Source organism: Streptomyces sp. NPDC107522 (assembly GCF_055657525.1).
On record NZ_JBVKAU010000001.1, the window covers coordinates 495,703 to 514,615 of the forward strand.

The window sequence follows — 18,913 nt, forward strand, 5'->3', positions numbered from 1 at the left end:
AGCTCAGTGGGACAGCCCACCCATGCCCGGCCGGACTGGTGGCGCTCCGCCGTCATCTACCAGGTCTACGTCCGCAGCTTCGCGGACGGCGACGGCGACGGTACCGGCGACCTCGCGGGCGTCCGCTCCAGGCTGCCGTATCTCGCCGAACTCGGCGTGGACGCCCTGTGGTTCACGCCCTGGTACGTCTCGCCGATGAAGGACGGCGGCTACGACGTCGCCGACTACCGCGCGATCGACCCGGCGTTCGGGACCCTCGCCGAGGCGGAGAAGCTCATCGCCGAAGCGGGTGGGCTCGGCATCCGCACCATCGTCGACATCGTCCCCAACCACGTCTCCGACCGGCACCCGTGGTTCCGCGCCGCCCTCGACGGCGGCCCGGAGCGCGCCCTGTTCCACTTCCGCCCGGGACGCGGCCCGCACGGAGAACTACCGCCCAACGACTGGCAATCCCAGTTCGGCGGCCCCGCCTGGACGCGAGTGCCCGACGGCGACTGGTACCTCCACCTCTTCGCCCCCGAACAGCCCGACCTCGACTGGTCCCGCCCGGCCGTCCGCCAGGAGCACGAGGACATCCTGCGTTTCTGGTTCGAGCGGGGCGTCGCCGGAGTCCGCATCGACTCCGCCGCGCTCCTCGTCAAGGATCCGCGTCTGCCGGACCTCACCGAGGGCCGGGATCCGCACCCGTACGTCGACCGCGACGAACTCCACGACATCTACCGCTCCTGGCGCGCGATCGCCGACGCGTACGACGGCATCTTCGTCGGCGAGGTCTGGCTCCCCGACACCGAACGCTTCGCCCGCTACCTCCGCCCCGACGAACTCCACACGGCGTTCAACTTCTCCTTCATGACCTGCCCCTGGGACGCCGGACGGCTGCGCACGGCCATCGACGAGACCCTCGCCGAACACGCCCCGATCGGCGCTCCCGCCACCTGGGTGCTGTGCAACCACGACGTGACGCGTACGGTCACCCGTTACGGCCGTGCCGACACCGGCTTCGACTTCGCCACCAAGGCCTTCGGCACCCCGACCGACCTCGCCCTCGGCACCCGCCGGGCCAGGGCGGCCGCACTGCTGTCGCTGGCGCTGCCCGGAGCGGTCTACGTCTACCAGGGCGAGGAGCTGGGTCTGCCCGAGGCCGACATTCCGGTCGACCGCATCCAGGATCCGATGCACGCCCGCTCCGGGGGGACCGACCCGGGGCGGGACGGCTGCCGGGTGCCGCTGCCGTGGGTGGCCGGGGCGCCGTACGCGGGATTCGGTTCGCGCGTGGAGCCGTGGCTTCCGCAACCGGCCGACTGGGCCTCGTATGCGGTCGACCGGCAGGCCGAGGACCCGCACTCGATGCTCAGTCTCTACCGCGAGGCGATCGGGCTCCGGCCGGTCTTCGGCGACGCCCCCCTCAGCTGGCTGCCCGCCCCGGAGGGCGTCCTCGCCTTCACCCGCGCGCCGGGAGCGACCTGCGTGGTCAACCTGGCGGACGTCCCCGCCGACCTGCCCGCCCACACGGAACTCCTCCTCGCCAGCGGCCCCTTGGACGACGAGGGCCGGCTGCCGAGGGACACCGCGGTCTGGCTCCGCGCCTGAGACCGCGGCCCGCTATCCCCGTACCCCCACCACGAAGGGATCAGCACATGCAGTACGTGCAGTACATGCAGCACACGCGTCGATATGTCAGGCTCATGCCAGCGTCCATCGCCGTAACCCTCGCCGCCGGCCTGCTCACCGCGACGGTCCCGGCCGCCCACGCGGCCGCCGGTGCGACCCTCCCCTTCACCTCGGTCGAGGCCGAGTCCGCCACCACGACCGGCACGAAGATCGGCCCCGACTACACACAGGGCACCCTCACCTCAGAGGCCTCCGGACGTCAGGCCGTACGCCTCGCGCCCGGTCAGCGCGTCGAGTTCACGGTCCCGCGCACGGCCAACGCCGTGAACGTCGCCCACAGCGTCCCCGACGGTCAGTCCGGCACGCTCGACGTGTACGTCAACGGACAGCGGATCGCCAAGACCCTCACGGTCACCTCCAAGTACTCCTATGTCGACACCGGCTGGATCCCGGGCGCCAAGACGCACCACTTCTACGACAACGCCCGCCTGTTGCTCGGACAGAACCTGCAGGCGGGCGACAAGGTGGCCTTCCAGGCGAGCGGCGTCCAGGTCACCGTCGACGTGGCCGACTTCGAGCAGGCCGCCGGGCCCGCGGGCCAACCCGCCGGATCGGTCTCCGTCACCTCCAAGGGCGCCGACCCGAGCGGCCAGGGCGACTCCACGCAGGCCTTCCGGGACGCCATCGCGGCCGCGCAGGGCGGGGTGGTGTGGATCCCGCCGGGGGAGTACCGGCTCACCTCGTCCCTGAACGGCGTGCAGAACGTCACCCTTCAGGGGGCCGGGCACTGGCACTCGATCGTGCGCACCTCCCGCTTCATCGACCAGTCGAGCGCCTCAGGGAACGTCCACATCAAGGACTTCGCGGTGATCGGTGAGGTGACCGAGCGGGTCGACTCCAACCCCGACAACTTCGTCAACGGATCGCTGGGACCCAACAGTTCCGTCTCCGGCATGTGGCTGCAGCACCTGAAGGTCGGCCTCTGGCTGATGGGCAACAACGACAACCTCGTCGTCGAGAACAACCGCTTCCTCGACATGACCGCCGACGGACTCAACCTCAACGGCAACGTGCGCGGCGTCCGCGTCCGCCACAACTTCCTGCGCAACCAGGGCGACGACGCGCTCGCCATGTGGTCGCTGTACGCACCGGACACGAACAGCAGCTTCGAGAACAACACGATCACGCAGCCGAACCTCGCCAACGGCATCGCGATCTACGGCGGTACCGACATCACCGTCAAGGACAACCTGATCTCCGACACCAACGCCCTGGGCAGCGGCATCGCGATCTCCAACCAGAAGTTCCTGGACCCCTTCCACCCGCTGTCCGGCACCATCACGGTCGACGGCAACACCCTCGTGCGCACCGGCGCGATGAACCCCAACTGGAACCACCCGATGGGCGCCCTGCGGGTCGACTCCTACGACAGCGCCATCGAGGCGAACGTCCGGATCACCGACACCACGATCACCGACAGCCCGTACAGCGCTTTCGAGTTCGTCTCCGGCAGCGGACGCGGATTCGCGGCGAAGAACATCACCGTCGAGGGCGCCACCGTGCGGGGCACCGGCACGGTCGTCGTCCAGGCCGAGACCCAGGGCGCCGCCACCTTCCGCAACGTCACGGCGACCGGCGTCGGCGCCGCCGGGATCTACAACTGCCCCTATCCCGTCGGCTCCGGCACCTTCACCCTCACCGACGGCGGCGGCAACTCCGGCTGGAGCAGTACCTGGTCGGACTGCTCGACCTGGCCCCAGCCGGGCCAGGGCAACCCGGACCCGGATCCCGGCCGCAACCTCGCCAAGGGCCGTCCGGCCACGGCCACCGGATCGCAGGACGTCTACACGCCCGGCAAGGCGGTCGACGGCGACGGGGGCAGCTACTGGGAGTCCGCCAACAACGCCTTCCCGCAGTCCTGGACCGTCGACCTCGGCTCCACGGAGGCGGTCCGCCGGCTGGTGCTGAAGCTGCCGCCGTTGTCGGTCTGGCAGGCCCGCACCCAGACGCTGTCGGTCCAGGGCAGCACGGACGGCTCGACGTACTCGACGGTGGTCCCGGCGCGCGACTACCGCTTCGACCCGGCGACCGGCAACACGGTCACCGTCTCCCTTCCCAGCGGCACGAGCCTGCGCCACCTGAGGCTGCAGGTCACCGGCAACACGGGATGGCCTGCGGCCCAGTTCAGCGAGGTGGAGGCGTATCTGTCTTGACCGCGCCCCCGCCCGCGTCCTGAGGGATTCCGCGCTTCGCCGCCTGGATCTGCTCGTACACATGGGTACGCAGCTCGGCGAAGCGCGGATCCACCCGCGTGTGCAACTGGTCGCGCTCGGCGGGCAGTTCGACCTTCAGCTGCTCCTGTACGACGGTGGGGGAGGCGGACAGTACGATCACCCGCTCGCCCAGGTAGACGGCCTCGTCGATGTCGTGGGTGACGAACAGGATCGTGATGCCACGTTCCCGCCACAGCCCCCGGACCAGGTCCTCCAGATCGGCTCGTGTCTGCGCGTCCACCGCCGCGAACGGCTCGTCCATCAGCAGCACACGCGGCTCGTACGCCAGCGCCCGGGCGATGGCGACCCGCTGCTGCATACCGCCGGACAGCTGCCACGGATACGCCCCCGCGGCATCCGCCAGCCCCACCGACTCCAGCGCGTCCCGCACCAGATCCCGGCGTCGCGCCTTGCTCAAGTCCTTCTGCTTCAGCGGCAGTTCGACGTTCTCGCCGACCCGCATCCAGGGGAACAGACTGCGCCCGTACTCCTGGAAGACGAACGCCATCCCGGGCGGCGGACCGCTCACCCACCGCCCCTCCAGGAGCACTTCGCCGCTCGTTGGCGTGAGCAGCCCGCCCATGCACTTCAGCAGGGTCGTCTTGCCGCAGCCCGACGGGCCGACGAGACAGACCAGTTCGCCCGCGTCGACGGTGAAGGTGAGGTCGCGCACCGCCTCCACGCGCCGCCCCGAACCCTCGTAGACCTTCTTCAGGCCGCGTACGTCGAGCATGGACCGCCCCTTCACGATGCTCACTCAGGACCGCCGGGTGGTCGCGCGCAGACCGTGGTACCAGCCGAGCACCCGGCGCTCGACCAGTTGGAAGACGACGGAGAGCAGAAAGCCGAGCAGACCGAGGACGAGGATCCCGGTCCACATGTCGGGGATCGCGAAGCTGCGCTGGAACTGGACGACGGTGAAGCCGATGCCGTTGTTGGCGGCGAACATCTCGCTGATGACCATGAGGATGATGCCGATGGACAGTGCCTGGCGCAGCCCGGCGAAGATCTGCGGGCTCGCCGAGCGCAGCACCAGCTGGCGCAGGCGGGCGACCCCCGTGACGCCGTATGAGCGGGCCGTCTCCAGCATCACCGAGTCGACCGCGCGCACGCCCTCCACGGTGTTGAGCAGGATCGGCCAGACGCAGCCGCTCGCGATCACGACGATCTTCATGGTGTCGCCGATACCCGCGAACAGCATGATGACCGGGACCAGCACGGGCGGCGGCACGGCCCGCAGGAACTCCAGGACGGGCTCGCACACCGCGCGCACCCTGCGGTAGGAGCCGATGAGCGTGCCGAGCGCGACACCGACCACGGCGGCCGTCGCACAGCCTCCCAGGAGGCGCAGGAGACTCGGCACGACGTCCGTGCGCAGCCGGTCTGCCGTCCACACGTCCGGGAAGGTGTCGAGGATCGTCCGCAGCGGCGGCCAGAAGGGATCCGTGCTGCCGTCCGACGCCGCCCACCACACGGCGACCAGCACCACGGGGAGCGCGACCACGAAGAACAGCCTCAGCAGCAAGCGCCCGATCACACCGCCACCTCCCCGCGCACCGACTGGTGCCAGGCCAGCGCCCGCCGCTCCACCGTACGCGCGCCGACGTTGATCAGCAGCCCCAGCAGACCCGCGACCACGACCAGCGCGTACATCTCCGGCACCGCCTGCGAGGTCTGCGCCACCGCAATCTGCTGGCCCAACCCCGGGGCGCCGATGACGAGTTCGGCGGTGATCGCGAGAATCAGCGCCACCGCGGCGGCCAGCCGCACCCCGGTCATGACGTACGGCAGGGCCGTCGGCCACAGCACATGGCGGACCCGCGCCCAGGTGCCGAGGCCGTACGACCGCGCCGTCTCCTCGGCGACCGGGTCGACGTCCTGGACGCCGTACAGGGTCTGGATCAGTACCTGCCAGAAGGAGGCGTACACCACCAGCAGGAGGACCGACTTCAGTTCGGTGCCGTAGAGCAGCACGGCGAGCGGGATCAGCGCCACCGACGGGATCGGGCGCAGGAACTCGATCGTCGAAGCCGTCGCCTCGCGCAGGTACGGCACGATGGAGACGACCACGCCCGCGACGACTCCGGCGCAGACCGCGATGGCGAGGCCCAGCGCCCAGCCGGTGAGGGTGTCGCCGAGTGCGTTCCAGAAGACGGAATGGGTGACCTCGTCCGCGAGGGCTTCGGCGATACGGCTCGTCGGCGGGAAGTAGGCCTCCTCGACCAGGCCGAGCCGCGGCACCGCCTCGCCCAGGGCGAGGAAGGCCGCGAGCCCGGCCGCACCGAGGGCGACGTTCACGCCCCTCATAGGTCTCCGCCCCTCATACGACTGTGTCCCTCATCAGGCCCCGCCCCTCACGGCAGCAGCGCGTCCAGGTCGGGCGTCTTCTTGAACAGGCCGTCCTCCTCGCCGAGTTTCATGAGGGCCTCGATGGAGGAGCGGTTCGGCTCGCTCGGCCACTTCGGGAGGATCACCTGGTCCAAGACCGACGCCGGGATCTTGGTGTACGTCGTGACGATCTGCCGGGCCTCGTCGGGGTGGGCCTCGGCGTAGGCGAGGGACTCGGCGGTGGCGGCCTGGAACTTCTTGACCACGTCCGGGTGTTGCTGCGCGTACTGGTTCGACGTGAAGTACATCGCGACGGTGAGCTGCGGTGCGATGTCGATCAGGGGCGAGGCGATCTCCCGGCCGCCCTGGCTCCTGATGGTGGCGGTCGCCGGCTCGACCACGCACGCGGCGTCGATCTGGCCGCTGTCGAGGGCGGCGGGCATCTGGTCGAAGGCCATCTCGACGAGCTTCACCTTGTCCGGGTCGCCGCCGTCCTTGCGCACCGCCTGGCGGACCGCGGTCTCGTTGATGTTCTTCAGGGTGTTGATGGCGACCTTCTTGCCCTCGAGCTCCTTCGGCGACTTGACGGGGCTGTCCTTCCTGACCATGAGGCCGTTGAAGTCCTTGCCCCGCACACCCGTCGACGCGATGCCGTTGGCGACGGCCTTCACGGGAACGCCGCCTGTCTGGGCGACCATCAGGGACGTCACGTTGCTGAACCCGAACTGGAACTGCCCGCTGACCACGCCGGGCACGATCGCCGCCCCGCCCTGGGCGGTCGTGAACTCCAGCTTCAGGCCCTGCTTTTCGAAGAAGCCCTTCTTCTGGCCGAGGTACAGCGGCGCGACATCGACGATGGGGATGAGGCCCAGCTTGACGGTGGTGACACCACCGGACGAGGCGCCCGCCCCCGGCGAACCGCCGTCGGACGAGCCACAGGCCGTCGCGACGAGCAACAGGACGCCGGCGGTGAGACCGGCCGACAGACGACGCATGGCTCCTCCTGTACAGACAACGGTGCAACGGTGTTCCGACAGGTTGTGCGCAAGGCGCACAGTAGTGCGCGGAGTTGCTCAGCGGGAAGGTAGAAGTCTCAAACGCATCCGGTCAATGGGTTCAACGAGTTCGACGACAACATTGTTGACACTTCTGGAGGTGGCGATGTCCGCCGAAGACCGCGCACCGCATTTCGTGAGGTCCTTCGAGCGCGGCCTCGCCGTCATCCGCTCCTTCGACGCGGACCATCCCGCCCGTACGCTCAGCGAGGTCGCCCACACCTGCGACCTGACCCGCGCCGCCGCCCGCCGCCTGCTGCTGACCCTCGCCGACCTCGGCTACGTCCACCAGGACGGCCGGCTCTTCCGCCTCACCCCGCGCGTGCTGGAGCTCGGCTACTCCTACCTCTCCAGCTACACACTGCCGCAGATCGCCGAGCCGCATCTGGAGCAACTCGTCGCGCAGGTACGGGAGTCGTCGTCGCTGTGCGTCCTCGACGGCGACGACATCGTGTACGTCGCCCGGGTGCCGACCCGCCGCATCATGACCGCGTCCATCACGGTGGGCACCCGCTTCCCCGCGTATGTGACGTCGGTGGGCCGGGTGATCCTCGCTCATCTGCCGGACAAGGAGGTCGAAGTCCGGTTCGCCCGGGCCGAGTTGAAGCCCCTGACCGCGCGCACCCTCGCCACGCCGGACGCCCTGCGGGCGGAGCTGCGCCGCGTCCGCCGGCAGGGCTACGCCGTCGTCGACCAGGAACTGGAGGAGGGGCTGAGGTCGGTCGCCGCCCCGGTGCGGGACCGGGACGGCGAGGTGGTCGCGGCCGTCAACATCGCCGTGCACGCCGGCCGCAACTCCGTCGACTCCGTGCGCCGGGACCTGCTGCCACCCCTGTTGGCGACCGTCGCCCGGATCGAGGCCGACCTCAGAATCACAAGTCCAGGACGGATCGCAGATCCGGGGCGGGGTACGGATCAGGGGCGGGGCACGGAGCCGGGACGGGTCACAGGTCCAGGACCAGGCGCTTCCCCCGGCAGCGCGACACACAGATCATCATCGTCTCGCCGCTCTCCTGTTCCTCCCGCGTGAGCACGGAGTCCCGGTGGTCCGGGGTGCCGTCGAGGACGTCGGTCTCGCAGGTCCCGCAGGTGCCCTCCGTGCAGGAGTAGAGCACCTCGACACCGGCCGCCCGCACCGTGTCCAGCACGGAGACACCCGGCGCGACGGTGAGCGTCAGGCCGCTCCGGCCCAGCTCGACCTCGAACTCCCCGTCCTCACCGGCCGCTTGCACCTTCGGCTGGAACCGCTCGACGTGCAGCACCCCGGCCGGGCACCGCTCCTCGACGGCGTCGAGCAGCGGCCCGGGACCACAGCAGTAGACGAGCGTGCCGTCCGGCACATCGCCCAGCACCGACGCCAGATCCAGCAGCCCGGTCTCCTCCTGCGGGGCGATCGTGACCCGGTCGCCGTACCGCCCCAACTCCTCCGTGAACGCCATGGATCGACGAGTGCGCCCGCCGTACAGCAGCGTCCACTCGGCGCCCGCCACCTCGGCCGCGGCCAGCATCGGCAGGATCGGGGTGATGCCGATGCCGCCGGCGATGAAGCGGTAGCGGGGAGCGGGCTCCAGCCGGAAGTGATTGCGCGGACCGCGCACCCGGACCTTGTCACCCTGCCCCACCTGCTCGTGCACATGGGCGGACCCGCCCCTGCCGTCCGGCTCCCGCAGGACGGCGATCCGCCACCGCGTCCGGTCCGCCGGATCACCGCACAGCGAGTACTGCCGCTCCAGCTCCGGCCCGAGGACGACGTCGATGTGGGCTCCGGGCTCCCAGGCCGGGAGCTGCTCGCCCAGCGGGTGGCGCAGGGTGAGGGCGAGCACGCCGTCGGCCGCGAACTCCTTGCGGTCGACGACCAGTTCGGCTTCGTACACGGTCATGAGCTGTTTCCTTGCGACTCGTCCAAGGAGTGCCCCTGGGGATGGGCGAGCATCCACTCCCACATCTCCACCGGGTCCTGCGCGGTGTGCTCGCGGCCGCAGTGACAGGTGCCGTGCAGGATGTCGGTGCCCGGGAGCCAGTCGATGCGATAGACCTCTCCGGTCGGGCTGGTCACTGGACCTTCTCCATCGGCTTCGCGCCCTCCTCGACCAGCCGGGCGAGGATGCGGCGGGCGGCCAGACCGCCGGTGTCGATGTTGATGCTCAGCTCCTGGTAACCGTGGCGCTCGGTGCCGAGGGTCTTCTGCAGCAGGTTGAGGGCGGTGACGTCCTGCATGACGACGGTGTGGTTGTTGCCCCGCAGGAACTCGGTGACTTCCTCGTCGTCCGTCGCCCAGTCGCGCGAGACCGCCCAGAAGTCGTACACCTTGCCGTCGCCGGACGGCGTGATGCAGTACGTGACCTCGGTGTGGAACCCGTTCGGGTCGCTGCCGTCCGGCTCGGGCACCACGCCGACCGGAGCGACGCGGCTGTGCAGCAGGTACAGGCACGGGGCGTGGTACTCGATGTCCTGCCAGCGGGTGATACGGCCCTTGATGCCGGTCGACTTGGCGTAGAACGGCGGGCACTCGGCGTCGTCCATGTGCCGACTCACCCGGACGATTCCGGCGCCCTCGTCGACCTCGGTGGTGATCGGCGTCTCGGCGACCTCGGGGGTGCCGATGTAGCCGCCGTGCAGGTACGTCTCGTGGGACAGGTCGAGGAGGTTGTCGACGAGCAGGCCGTAGTCGCAGTCGATCGGCTCCATGCCGCGCACGGTGACCCAGCCGGGGGAGTCCAGGTGCCTGGCCCGCGGGATGCTCTGCGGGTCGGCGAGCGCCGGGTCGCCGATCCACACCCAGATCAGGGAGTCCTGCTCGACGACGGGGTACGAGGCCACGCGCGCCGTCCGCGGGACCCGCTTCTGCCCCGGCACGTACACACACGTACCGCTCGTGTCGTACGTGAACCCGTGGTACCCGCACACGATCCGGTCGCCGTCGAGCCGGGTCGGCGCCTCGGACAGCGGGTAGCGGCGGTGCACGCACCGGTCGTGCAGGACGACCGGCGTCCCCTCCTCCTCCGTGCGGTAGAGCACGAGGGTCTCACCGAGGATCGTCCGGCCGAGCAGCTCCCGCCCGACCTCATGGCTGTAGGCGGCGACGTACCACTGGTTCCTGGCGAAGGCGGTCGTGTGAGGCATGGCGTTCCCGTCCCTGAGAGCGGGGCGTCCTCGCCCCGCGTGCCGTGGTTGGGATCAGGGTCCTGACGGGTGTGGTGGGCCCGCAATACGGCTTCCGCCTCACGGAAGGGCTTGGGCAAACCCGCTGACCGAGTCGAGGATGCCTTCCTTCAGCGGGCAGGCCTGGTGGCGCACGCTTCAGGGACCCAACTGCACGTCGTCACGATCGCTGCCCCGCCACAGGTATTCCGTGAGTTCTTTGCCTGACCGCTGTTCCGCCGCCGGCGTCGCGGGCGGAGGCCAGGACAGCGCGGTGTACAGCGTTCGGCGGTGCAGGTCCACGGACGCACGGAACAGGTCGCCATAGGCGAGAGCGTTGGAGATCACCCAGAATTGGTGCACGATCCAGATCAAGGGAAGCAGCGCCAGAGGAAGCCAAGGCATCCACCACGCCCAGACCAGGGCGAGTGCGGTCCATACGACGCACTCGACCGAGCGAAGCAGCGCCGTGTGGGCGACCGCCAGGTCGTTCCGCAGCTGCTCCGGGAGTACCGCCCACAGGTGCGGCCAGCACTTCACCACATCGAGGCCGTACTTGTCTTTCGCCTCGCTCTCGGCCGCGCGCAGAAACATCCCCAGTCGTGTGGGCATGTGCAGCGCCGTGCGCGGTGGGTTTCGCCGTAGCTCCGCGTCCAGTCGCTGGTACTCCCGTTCCTGCTCCGTGTCCGCCGCCCCATTCTCGATCAATGGGGCCAGGTCGTCATAGCGCTGCTCGAGGGAGCTCAGACGTCCGGTCCGCCGATCGGTCATTCGACGGCGAAGCGGATCGAGCCAGGGCCACCAGTAGCCCTGCAGTCCACGCAGTACCGGAAAGGAGATCCGCTCGACGATCCGGCCGGACACACCGACGACGAGCAACCCCGCCACCAGTGTGAGGACCTGGACGACGACTGGTTGCCCACCCAGCCACTTCGACCGCTCCTCGATCCATCGGGTGCCGTGAGCGTGGGAGTACACGACGGCGCCGAGCGCCCAGAAGAGCAGTGCGGGGAGGGCGGTCGCAAGCCACTTCTCGCCCAGCTTACTGCCGATGCTCTCCCAGAACTTTCCCAGCATGTGCCGCCCCTGTCACGCCTTGACCAGCGTGCAGCCGTGAGTGGTGCACCGAGGCACTTCCTGCCCGATGTGACGGCGCCACCAGACGACGTCCCCGCCAACTGGGCAGACGTACTTGGGCCCCGGGCCCACGGCCTCACCGGCCCCCGCCGGCGCCGGTGCCGCAGGGCCTCGAGTGCCGGATCCGACGAACTCGGGCGGGAGCCCGAACTCGAGGAACTGCGCCGCCCACACCCTGGTGATCGGAGTGCTCTCCAGCACCCGCAGCACCCGCTGCGCCGCCCCGGACCCGGCACTCGGGGACAACAGCTGGGAAAGCTCAGTGTCCAGGCGCGTCGCCCGATCCGGTGCGTGGGGGAAGAGGTCGGGGAGATACGGCCGGATCGCCCGCGCTGCCTCCAGAACGTCGGTCGGAACAGGGGCGTTCGGAGCGTCAGGAGGCCCGTCCTTGTCTTGCACTGGCTCAGCTTGCCACAACTGCGGCTGACGCGACGGTCATTGGCGAATCCCCGGTTCGGCAGGTCCGTCACGTCCCGATAATGCCTGACGAGTTGACAGCTTCCCATGCACCACAGGCTTGCCGTCTTGCTACGGTCGACGGACCACGTGCCGGCTACGGCGGTCGGCGCATGCGTGGGCGGGGCCGCTGCCCCGGGGGGAACGAGTTCACGCGGTGGGGTGTGATGGAGCCGGAGAACGTGTTGGCCGCGGCGGACGCGCTACTGACCGAGCTGAGTGATACGGCCGGGCTGCGCACGGATCTGGCCCTGATCCTTTCCGATCGGGAAGGAGCCGTCCCGGAGGCGCTGGCCGACGATGTCGTGAGCGCGGTACTGGCCCACCCTGAGGCTCTGGCGCGTTTCGAGGAACTGTTGCAGCCGCAGGAGGTGCTGCGAGCGGCACAGCTCGTAGAGCCGGCGGTGTCCGCGGTCGCTGCCCGGGCCCAATTGGGTTCGGGCGCCCCGACGGACTGCTGCGGTTTCCCGCGTATCGACGCCCCCGGTGAGGTCCTCGAGGAATGGCCCTTCCGCGTCGTCGTGGGTCTGTCCCCCGAGATCATTGGCTCCGTCTCCGGTGCGGCCGTGCGGGGTTCGAATTCCCCCTTTCCGCTCACGGTGACCGTACAGACGATCGCGGACGGGTTCACGCTGGTCGACGGAGATTCCTGGGATGCCGATCTGCAGGTCACGGAGTCGGAGCGCTATCCCAGTCACGTCCTGAACGTCCGCGCGGACCCGGACGAGCGCCGGGTCAGGGCTGGGACGCTGCAGGTGGTCTACAGCGTCGGCGGGGAAGTGGTGGGCATGGGCTTCAGGTCCATCGCCGTGGTCAAGGACGCGAGCATGCTCGGCGAGAGGGCCGACACCGCCGATGGCACGTCCCGGGCGCTGCTGCTGCCGCGCGGGGACGAGCCGGCTGACCTGACCGTCACTATTCTCCAGGCCGACCGTCCTGGGCGTTTCCTGTTCTCCTACCAGTCGCCGCATGTCCGGGTGCCTGGCCTGCCGGAGGAGTGCCAAGTCGGCTCGAACGCTCCCGACTACGCCTCCTCCGTGATCAACCGTATGGCCGACCGACAGAAGCGACCCGATCTGATGGCCTTCATGACGGGACTGGGACGGGAGATCACCGATGTCATGCCGCCCAGCTTGTGGACCGTGCTGAGCGCGGTCGCTGAGGCCGTGTCCCCGCGCGTCCCCGCCGTGCTGATCCAGTCGGCCGAGGCATACATGCCGTGGGAGCTGGCCGTCCTTCCGAAACCTCTGACCAGCCACACGCCGGAGACACCTTTCGAGGGCACACCCGCGTTCCTGGGCTGTCAGGTCGCGTTGGGCCGCTGGGTGCTGGCCGACCGCCGGATCACGGTGCCACCTCCGATGATCGTGCGGGCCGCTTCCATGGGGGTGATCTCAGGCGTGTACGAGATCGAAGGCTGGCAGCGGCTCGTCGACGCGGAGCTGGAAGCTGCCACGTTGGTCGACAATTACGGCGCCACCCAGATCGAGGCACGTCTCGCCGAGGTCGTCAGCTACCTCAAGCATGGTCCCATCGCGGGGATCGTCCATTTCGCGGGACACGGACAACACGGGGCGGGCGGCTGGGACAACGGGCTGGTGATGATCGACGGTCACACGCTGGATCCGACTACGGTCAAGGCCTACGACTTCCCGGGCGAGACGTTCGTCTTCCTCAACGCGTGCAAGGCGGCCGCCGTCCAAGGCGTGTTCGGTGGATACGCCGGGCTCGTGCAGGCCTTCCTCTACATCGGAGCCAGCGCCGTGGTGTCGCCGTTGTGGGCTCTGGACGATCGGGACGCACGGTGTGTGGCCTTGTCCTTCTATCAACGGGTGCTGAAGGGCGAGAAACCGGCCGAGGTGATGCGGTCGCTCCGGGCTGCGGCGAGCAATGACGCCAACCTCGCGTTCAGTGCCATGGCGTACCAGTTCTTCGGGCATCCTCATATGCAGGTGGAGCGCGTCGGCCAGTTCTGCGGCACTGAGGGGGGTGCGGCGTGAGCCCGAACAGTCACGAATCTCCACGCGACACGCACGAGAGCGTGGAGCGGGACGCGCCCACGGACGACAGGGATCCGGAGGAGCTCGTTGAGGAGCTCTACTCTCGGACCCACGTCCCGGGCGAAGCGCTGCGTCTGGTCCTGGACATCACCAGGATCTGCGTGGACAGGTTGCACGCGGCACAGTCCTCGTGGGACATCGACGACGCCCTGCGCATCCTGGAACGGACTCTGGAAAGGTCTCCCCACGGACGGCTGTACCGATATGTGTCACTCGGGTATGGGATCGCATTCCTGGAGGCCTTCCGGATCCGTAGGCACGCCACCGACCTGGCGCGAGCACTGGGCGGCCTGGGTGACGCGAGGAGCGGTGTGGCGCCCGGGGTCGAGACCGGTCTGACGCACTACACGCTGGCCCACGCTCTGTTGACGGCGTACGAGGCGGGCGAGGCGGAGGAGTCGTCCGTCGAAGAGGCCATCCAGCTGCTCGCCGTCGCACTGGGAGAGAAGGGCAATCCCTTCACGCGCAGGACCGAGCTGGTACGGCTGCTCGCCGTGGCCCAGTCCTTCCGGTACCGGTCCCGGCACGGTGAGAGTGACGCGGCACAGGAGTTCCGGGAGGCCCTGTCGCAGCTCGACCGACATCGGGCGCAGGAGGCCAAGCCATCAGCCCAGTGGGCGCAACTGGCTAATACCCACGGGTGGATGCTTCTCATCGGATTCGATGTGGAAGGCCGCCAAGACTACCTGGACGAAGCGGTCCGGGTACTGCGCGAGGCAGCTGCCTCCGACCCCGCCGAGCGAACCCGTGTCATGCTGCTGGGCGACGTCGTGCCGGACATGCAGCTCAACCTCGCGGAGGCAATGTACAACCAGGCCGTGCGCAGTCGGCGCTGCTCCGACCTGGATTCGGTGGTACACGTCCTGCAGAGTGGATTGAGTCGCTGTCGGCCCACCCAACGCCCCGACATGCTCCAGCTGTTGGCCAAGGTCAGCGTTGTGCAGTACGACGCTCGCGGCGAACGCGGCGACCTGGATCGGGCACTGTCCGCAGGTGAACTCGCCCTGGGCGTCGTCCCCTTGACGAGTGCGGTATATCCGCAAACGCTCGTGTGGGCTGCGCGGCTACGCTCGGCGCTGTTGATGCGGACGGCCGAGCGTGCCCACATCGACCGGTCGATCGCGCTGTGGCGGGACGCCGCCATGCTTGCGACTGCGAGCCAGGCGGACGCGTCGGACACGTTCCGGGCGCTTGCCGACGCCCTCATGATGAGACTCCGCCTCAACGCGGTAATGGAGGGACCGAAGAGGGAGAACACAACCGCCGACCTGAACACCGCCATGGCAGCATTCGACGAAGCGGCACGCCGGGCCGAAGGGGAGCCGGATGCGAGCCAGGAGGCGCTGCGTCACCTGCTTTTCTGCCTCGTGGATTACGGCGCGTTCAGCGGGGAGACCCGCGTCCTGAGAGAGGCATGCCGTCTCGTTGACACCCGCCTGCCGGAGGTGTCACAAGGCGCATCTCGCCGCCGGTGGAGCGCGCTCGCCGCCTCGGACACCGGGGAGTGCGTCGAAGGCGAGACGGTGAGTTGGATGGCGGCCGCGTTGGCGATCGAGGCAGTCGAGGACCAGGTCGATCTGGATGCAACGGACAGTTCCCTGGTGGACGATCAGGCCCTCGGCGAACACCATGCGTCGGTGTATCCCTATCTCGCCACGCTCAGGTCCCAGGCGAGACGCCGCGGCTGCATCATGTCGGCCTACACACTGCTGCGACAGGATCGTCTGTCGGAGGCATTCGAGGCTCTCGAAGAACTCTGTTCCAGCGCGGAATCTCTCGGTGCGACCCTGCCGTGGGGCACCAAGGCGCGGTTGGTGGCGGCAGCGCCGATGGAAGAGGTCCAGCAGCTGTTGGGTGACCGGCAGATCATCCATTTGCTGGCGACCGGCGAGGGCGGAGCGGCGCTGATCACGGACGCGACCGGCGCACGCAGCGTGCTGCTGTCCGACCTCACCACCGAGCGGGTCATCGAGCTGACCCGACGCATCCATTCCGTCACCGGTACGGATCGGATCTCGCTGCACGGAGCGACTCTCCTGGAGGAGACCTGCGCCGATCTGTGGAAGCTGTGTATGCGGCACGTGATCCTGGCGGTGAATCCGGAACGCCCCGTCGTCCTGGTGCCCACAGGACAACTGCGCATGCTTCCCTGGCACTCCGCCTTCCGACGAGATCCACAAGCTCCCGGCGCGCGCCGCTATCTGATCGACGAGTGGCTCCTGAGCTACGCCCCGAGCGCCTCTTGTGTCGCGGCACCGGCGTCTCCGTACCGGTCCGAGGCCGGTGTGCGCATCTACGGCGGTGTGCCGGACGCCGAACGAGTCACACCGCCAAGTGTTGGCCACAGCGAACCGTGGGATGACAGATTCGACCGGGCGTCGCTGTCCGAAGTGCTCGGCAGTGAAACTGCCGTTGTCCATTTCACCGGCCATGGGCGGGCCAATCCCCTGTCCCCCCTGGATAGCTGGATCACCTTGGGAAACGGGCGTGTCACCCTCCGGGGCATGCTCGCCAACGGAATCCGTTCCCCCCTCGTGATCCTCAACAGCTGCCACAGCGGGTCATCCGGCGGTATGGCACCGACCAACCCGCTTCCCCTGCCCTATTCACTGGTCATTTCGGGTGCGAAGGGGTGTGTGGCGACGTTGTGGCAGCCGGCCGATGTGGTCGCCCGGCTCCTGACGGCGTTCTTCTACGAGGAGTGGGAATCGCGTCCCCCTGCCGAGGCCCTGCGGTCGGCGCAACTCCGGATCCGTGATGCCACCAACGAGCAACTCGTCAGTTCCCTGCCGGAGTTGGCAGACGCGGCACCGAAGTCACCTGGCTCTCGCGCGCGGTGGGCACGGATCACGCCATTCGCTGGCATCGGCCATTGGGCGGCATTCGTCTACACCGGCACATGACTTCCACGTCAGCGTGCAAGGGTGTGCGGCGGCGGCTCTGAAGCCTCTGGGAGTATGTGGCGTCCTCGTGCTCGATGTTCACGGCCATGTCGGGGTCGATCTCGGCAAGGGCGCGCAGGCACTGGGTCCAGAAGGAGGCGTCGTTACCGAGGCCGACGGCGACGAACTTCCACGCCGGGTTCTCGGGCCAGGTGTTGCACCAGAAGCGGTAACCGGTGGGCATTTGCCGGGGGCGTCGGCCGGCACGCGGGTGAACGACGTGTCCAGTACCTCACGGATGTCGGCGCCGGGACAGAGCGTCGCGTCCTTCGCGGCGGCGTGGAACACCAGCGGGCCCAGCCACTTGATGGAGGCGTCGCGTACGTGGACGGCGGCAAGGGCGTGATCGCCGACGACCGTCAGCCAGAGCGCGAAGGAGCAGGCTCGGTAGGCGGTCGCCGCCCGCCGTCGAACGCCTCGACCAGGACCGCACGGAGCCCCGCGAGGTCGTCCTCACCCCACGGCTCGTCGTATGCGGCACCATCGCCGGGCCCCGCTGATCCGCAGCCTCGCGCTCACCGTTCCAGAGCCCGGTGCGCGGTCTCGGGAAGGCGCAGATACACGAGCGAGGAACCCAGGCAGAGGACGGCGACGTACCAGGGGAACAGGTCCGCGTGACCCAGCTCCTTGAACAGCGTGCCGACGTACGGAGCCGTACCTCCGAACAGCGCGACCGTCAGCGAGTACGGGAACCCGATGCCCGCCGCCCGCACCCGTGGCGGGAACACCTCGGCGTTCACGGCCGCGCTGATCGAGGTGAACCCGGTCAGCAGCACCATGCCCGCGCACTGCACGAGCAGTAGCACGGCGAACGAGTCGCGCAGGGCGTGCAGGAGCGGGACGGTGAGGAGGGTGAAGCCCAGGCCGAAGAAGAGGAGCAGGGGGCGCCGGCCGAAGCGGTCGGAGAGGAGGCCGCCGAGGGGCTGGAGCAGGCCGAAGAAGGCGAGCGAGATGGTGCCCGCGAGCAGCGCGTCCGACTTCTCGACGCCCGCGTTGAGTTCCGCGTACGTCGGCAGGTACGACGTCCACGTGTAGTACGCGATCGTGCCGCCGGCCGTGATGCCGCAGATCAGCAGGGACTGGCGGGGGTGGCGGCGCAGTGCCTCCAACAGCCCCGGGCGCGGCGCCTGTTGCTGCTCGGTGCTCCTCGTCTCCGCCGCGCCCTGCCGGATCCAGAAGCCGACCAGGCTGAGGACGGCCCCGAGGACGAACGGCACCCGCCAGCCCCAGCCGTTCATCTGCCCGTCGCTCAAGGTGTCCACCAGGAGCGTCGCGATTCCGGAGGCGACCAGCTGCCCCGCGGTCGTCGAGACGTACTGGAAGCTGGAGAACAGCCCGCGACGGCCCGGCCCCGCCGACTCGACCAGGAAGGTCGTGGACGCCGCGAACTCGCCGCCGACCGACAGCCCTTGGAGCAGCCGCGCGAGGACCAGGACCACCGGAGCGAGGACGCCGGCCGTCTCGTACGTCGGGGTCAGCCCGACCAGCAGACTGCTGCCGCCCATCAGCAGGATCGTGACCGTCAGCGCGGCACGCCGGCCGCGCCGGTCCGCGATCGCGCCCATGAGTAGCCCGCCGACCGGCCGCATGAAGAAGCCCACCGCGAAGACCGCGAACGTCGACAGCAGCGGCACCAGGGAGTTGTCCGCGCCCTTGGGGAAGATCTCGGCCGCGATGTAGGTGGCCAGGAAGGTGTAGGCGTACCAGTCGTACCACTCCACGGCATTGCCGACCGAGGCGGCGAGGAGCTGGCGTACGGGCCGGTTCGCCGGCGGGGAGTCCGTGCGCGTCGTCTCTGTCATGATCGCGACCATCCCCGCGTCCCGGCTCCGGCACACCTGGCGTACCGACGACTTTCACACGAGCGCCACCAGACCCTTCCCTGACGTTTGGTGCTCCTGGAACACTCC

At 69.1% G+C, this 18,913-nt stretch carries 14 protein-coding genes; 5 read left to right on the plus strand and 9 right to left on the minus strand.

All coding sequences use genetic code 11. The annotated features are described in order from the left end of the window. Positions 1 to 6 precede the first annotated feature (6 nt). Both ACZ7L6_RS02160 and ACZ7L6_RS02165 read left to right on the plus strand, forming a co-directional pair. Entirely contained in the window at positions 7 to 1,590 is a 1,584-nt protein-coding gene (locus ACZ7L6_RS02160; RefSeq protein ID WP_471920024.1) for a glycoside hydrolase family 13 protein, read from the plus strand. Between the two features lie 95 nt (positions 1,591 to 1,685). Continuing rightward, positions 1,686 to 3,824, plus strand: a complete 2,139-nt coding sequence (locus ACZ7L6_RS02165) for a discoidin domain-containing protein (RefSeq protein WP_471920025.1) — start codon at positions 1,686 to 1,688, stop codon at positions 3,822 to 3,824. On the opposite strand, the gene ACZ7L6_RS02170 is transcribed toward ACZ7L6_RS02165, so the two are convergent. From ACZ7L6_RS02170 to ACZ7L6_RS02185, 4 genes are read right to left on the minus strand one after another with little or no spacing between them, the layout of a single operon-like run. After that, positions 3,796 to 4,617 carry an ABC transporter ATP-binding protein gene (locus ACZ7L6_RS02170; protein WP_471920026.1) on the minus strand — a complete coding sequence of 274 codons (822 nt, stop codon included), beginning with the start codon at positions 4,615 to 4,617 and terminating at the stop codon, positions 3,796 to 3,798. The two genes, ACZ7L6_RS02165 and ACZ7L6_RS02170, sit on opposite strands and share 29 nt — an antisense overlap. Positions 4,618 to 4,641: 24 nt before the next feature. Then, positions 4,642 to 5,418, minus strand: coding sequence for an ABC transporter permease (locus tag ACZ7L6_RS02175; RefSeq protein WP_471920592.1), 777 nt, complete (start codon positions 5,416 to 5,418; stop codon positions 4,642 to 4,644). Next, positions 5,418 to 6,191 (minus strand): ABC transporter permease, encoded by a 774-nt coding sequence (locus tag ACZ7L6_RS02180; protein WP_471920027.1) that lies wholly within the window; start codon positions 6,189 to 6,191, stop codon positions 5,418 to 5,420. Before ACZ7L6_RS02180 ends, ACZ7L6_RS02175 begins: the two co-directional genes overlap by 1 nt. A gap of 47 nt (positions 6,192 to 6,238) precedes the next feature. Then, the gene (locus ACZ7L6_RS02185; protein WP_471920028.1) at positions 6,239 to 7,207 is read right to left on the minus strand and encodes an ABC transporter substrate-binding protein; all 969 of its coding nucleotides are present in this window, start codon (positions 7,205 to 7,207) and stop codon (positions 6,239 to 6,241) included. A 166-nt stretch (positions 7,208 to 7,373) separates the two neighbouring features. Between ACZ7L6_RS02185 and ACZ7L6_RS02190 the strand changes: the two genes are divergently transcribed. Continuing rightward, complete coding sequence (locus tag ACZ7L6_RS02190; protein WP_471920029.1) at positions 7,374 to 8,297, plus strand: IclR family transcriptional regulator domain-containing protein; 924 nt, start codon at positions 7,374 to 7,376, stop codon at positions 8,295 to 8,297. Here ACZ7L6_RS02190 and ACZ7L6_RS02195 read toward each other — a convergent pair. The 4 genes from ACZ7L6_RS02195 to ACZ7L6_RS02210 all read right to left on the minus strand — a co-directional run bounded on the left by ACZ7L6_RS02195 (position 8,212) and on the right by ACZ7L6_RS02210 (position 11,485). Then, complete coding sequence (locus ACZ7L6_RS02195) at positions 8,212 to 9,147, minus strand: PDR/VanB family oxidoreductase (protein ID WP_471920030.1); 936 nt, start codon at positions 9,145 to 9,147, stop codon at positions 8,212 to 8,214. The genes ACZ7L6_RS02190 and ACZ7L6_RS02195 overlap by 86 nt on opposite strands. Then, the gene (locus ACZ7L6_RS02200) at positions 9,144 to 9,323 is read right to left on the minus strand and encodes a hypothetical protein (protein ID WP_471920031.1); all 180 of its coding nucleotides are present in this window, start codon (positions 9,321 to 9,323) and stop codon (positions 9,144 to 9,146) included. Before ACZ7L6_RS02200 ends, ACZ7L6_RS02195 begins: the two co-directional genes overlap by 4 nt. Then, a complete protein-coding gene (locus ACZ7L6_RS02205; RefSeq protein ID WP_471920032.1) occupies positions 9,320 to 10,390 on the minus strand; it encodes a Rieske 2Fe-2S domain-containing protein in 1,071 nt (356 codons plus the stop codon). Before ACZ7L6_RS02205 ends, ACZ7L6_RS02200 begins: the two co-directional genes overlap by 4 nt. A 177-nt stretch (positions 10,391 to 10,567) precedes the next feature. Further along, positions 10,568 to 11,485 carry a hypothetical protein gene (locus ACZ7L6_RS02210; RefSeq protein ID WP_471920033.1) on the minus strand — a complete coding sequence of 306 codons (918 nt, stop codon included), beginning with the start codon at positions 11,483 to 11,485 and terminating at the stop codon, positions 10,568 to 10,570. Positions 11,486 to 12,168: 683 nt separating this feature from the next. Here ACZ7L6_RS02210 and ACZ7L6_RS02215 point away from each other — a divergent pair. Next, positions 12,169 to 14,001, plus strand: coding sequence for a CHAT domain-containing protein (locus tag ACZ7L6_RS02215; protein WP_471920034.1), 1,833 nt, complete (start codon positions 12,169 to 12,171; stop codon positions 13,999 to 14,001). Then, positions 13,998 to 16,964 carry a CHAT domain-containing protein gene (locus ACZ7L6_RS02220; protein WP_471920035.1) on the plus strand — a complete coding sequence of 989 codons (2,967 nt, stop codon included), beginning with the start codon at positions 13,998 to 14,000 and terminating at the stop codon, positions 16,962 to 16,964. The genes ACZ7L6_RS02215 and ACZ7L6_RS02220 overlap by 4 nt, the downstream gene beginning before the upstream one ends. Before the next feature lie 554 nt (positions 16,965 to 17,518). On the opposite strand, the gene ACZ7L6_RS02225 is transcribed toward ACZ7L6_RS02220, so the two are convergent. Then, a complete protein-coding gene (locus ACZ7L6_RS02225) occupies positions 17,519 to 18,817 on the minus strand; it encodes an MFS transporter (RefSeq protein WP_471920036.1) in 1,299 nt (432 codons plus the stop codon). Positions 18,818 to 18,913 lie beyond the last annotated feature (96 nt).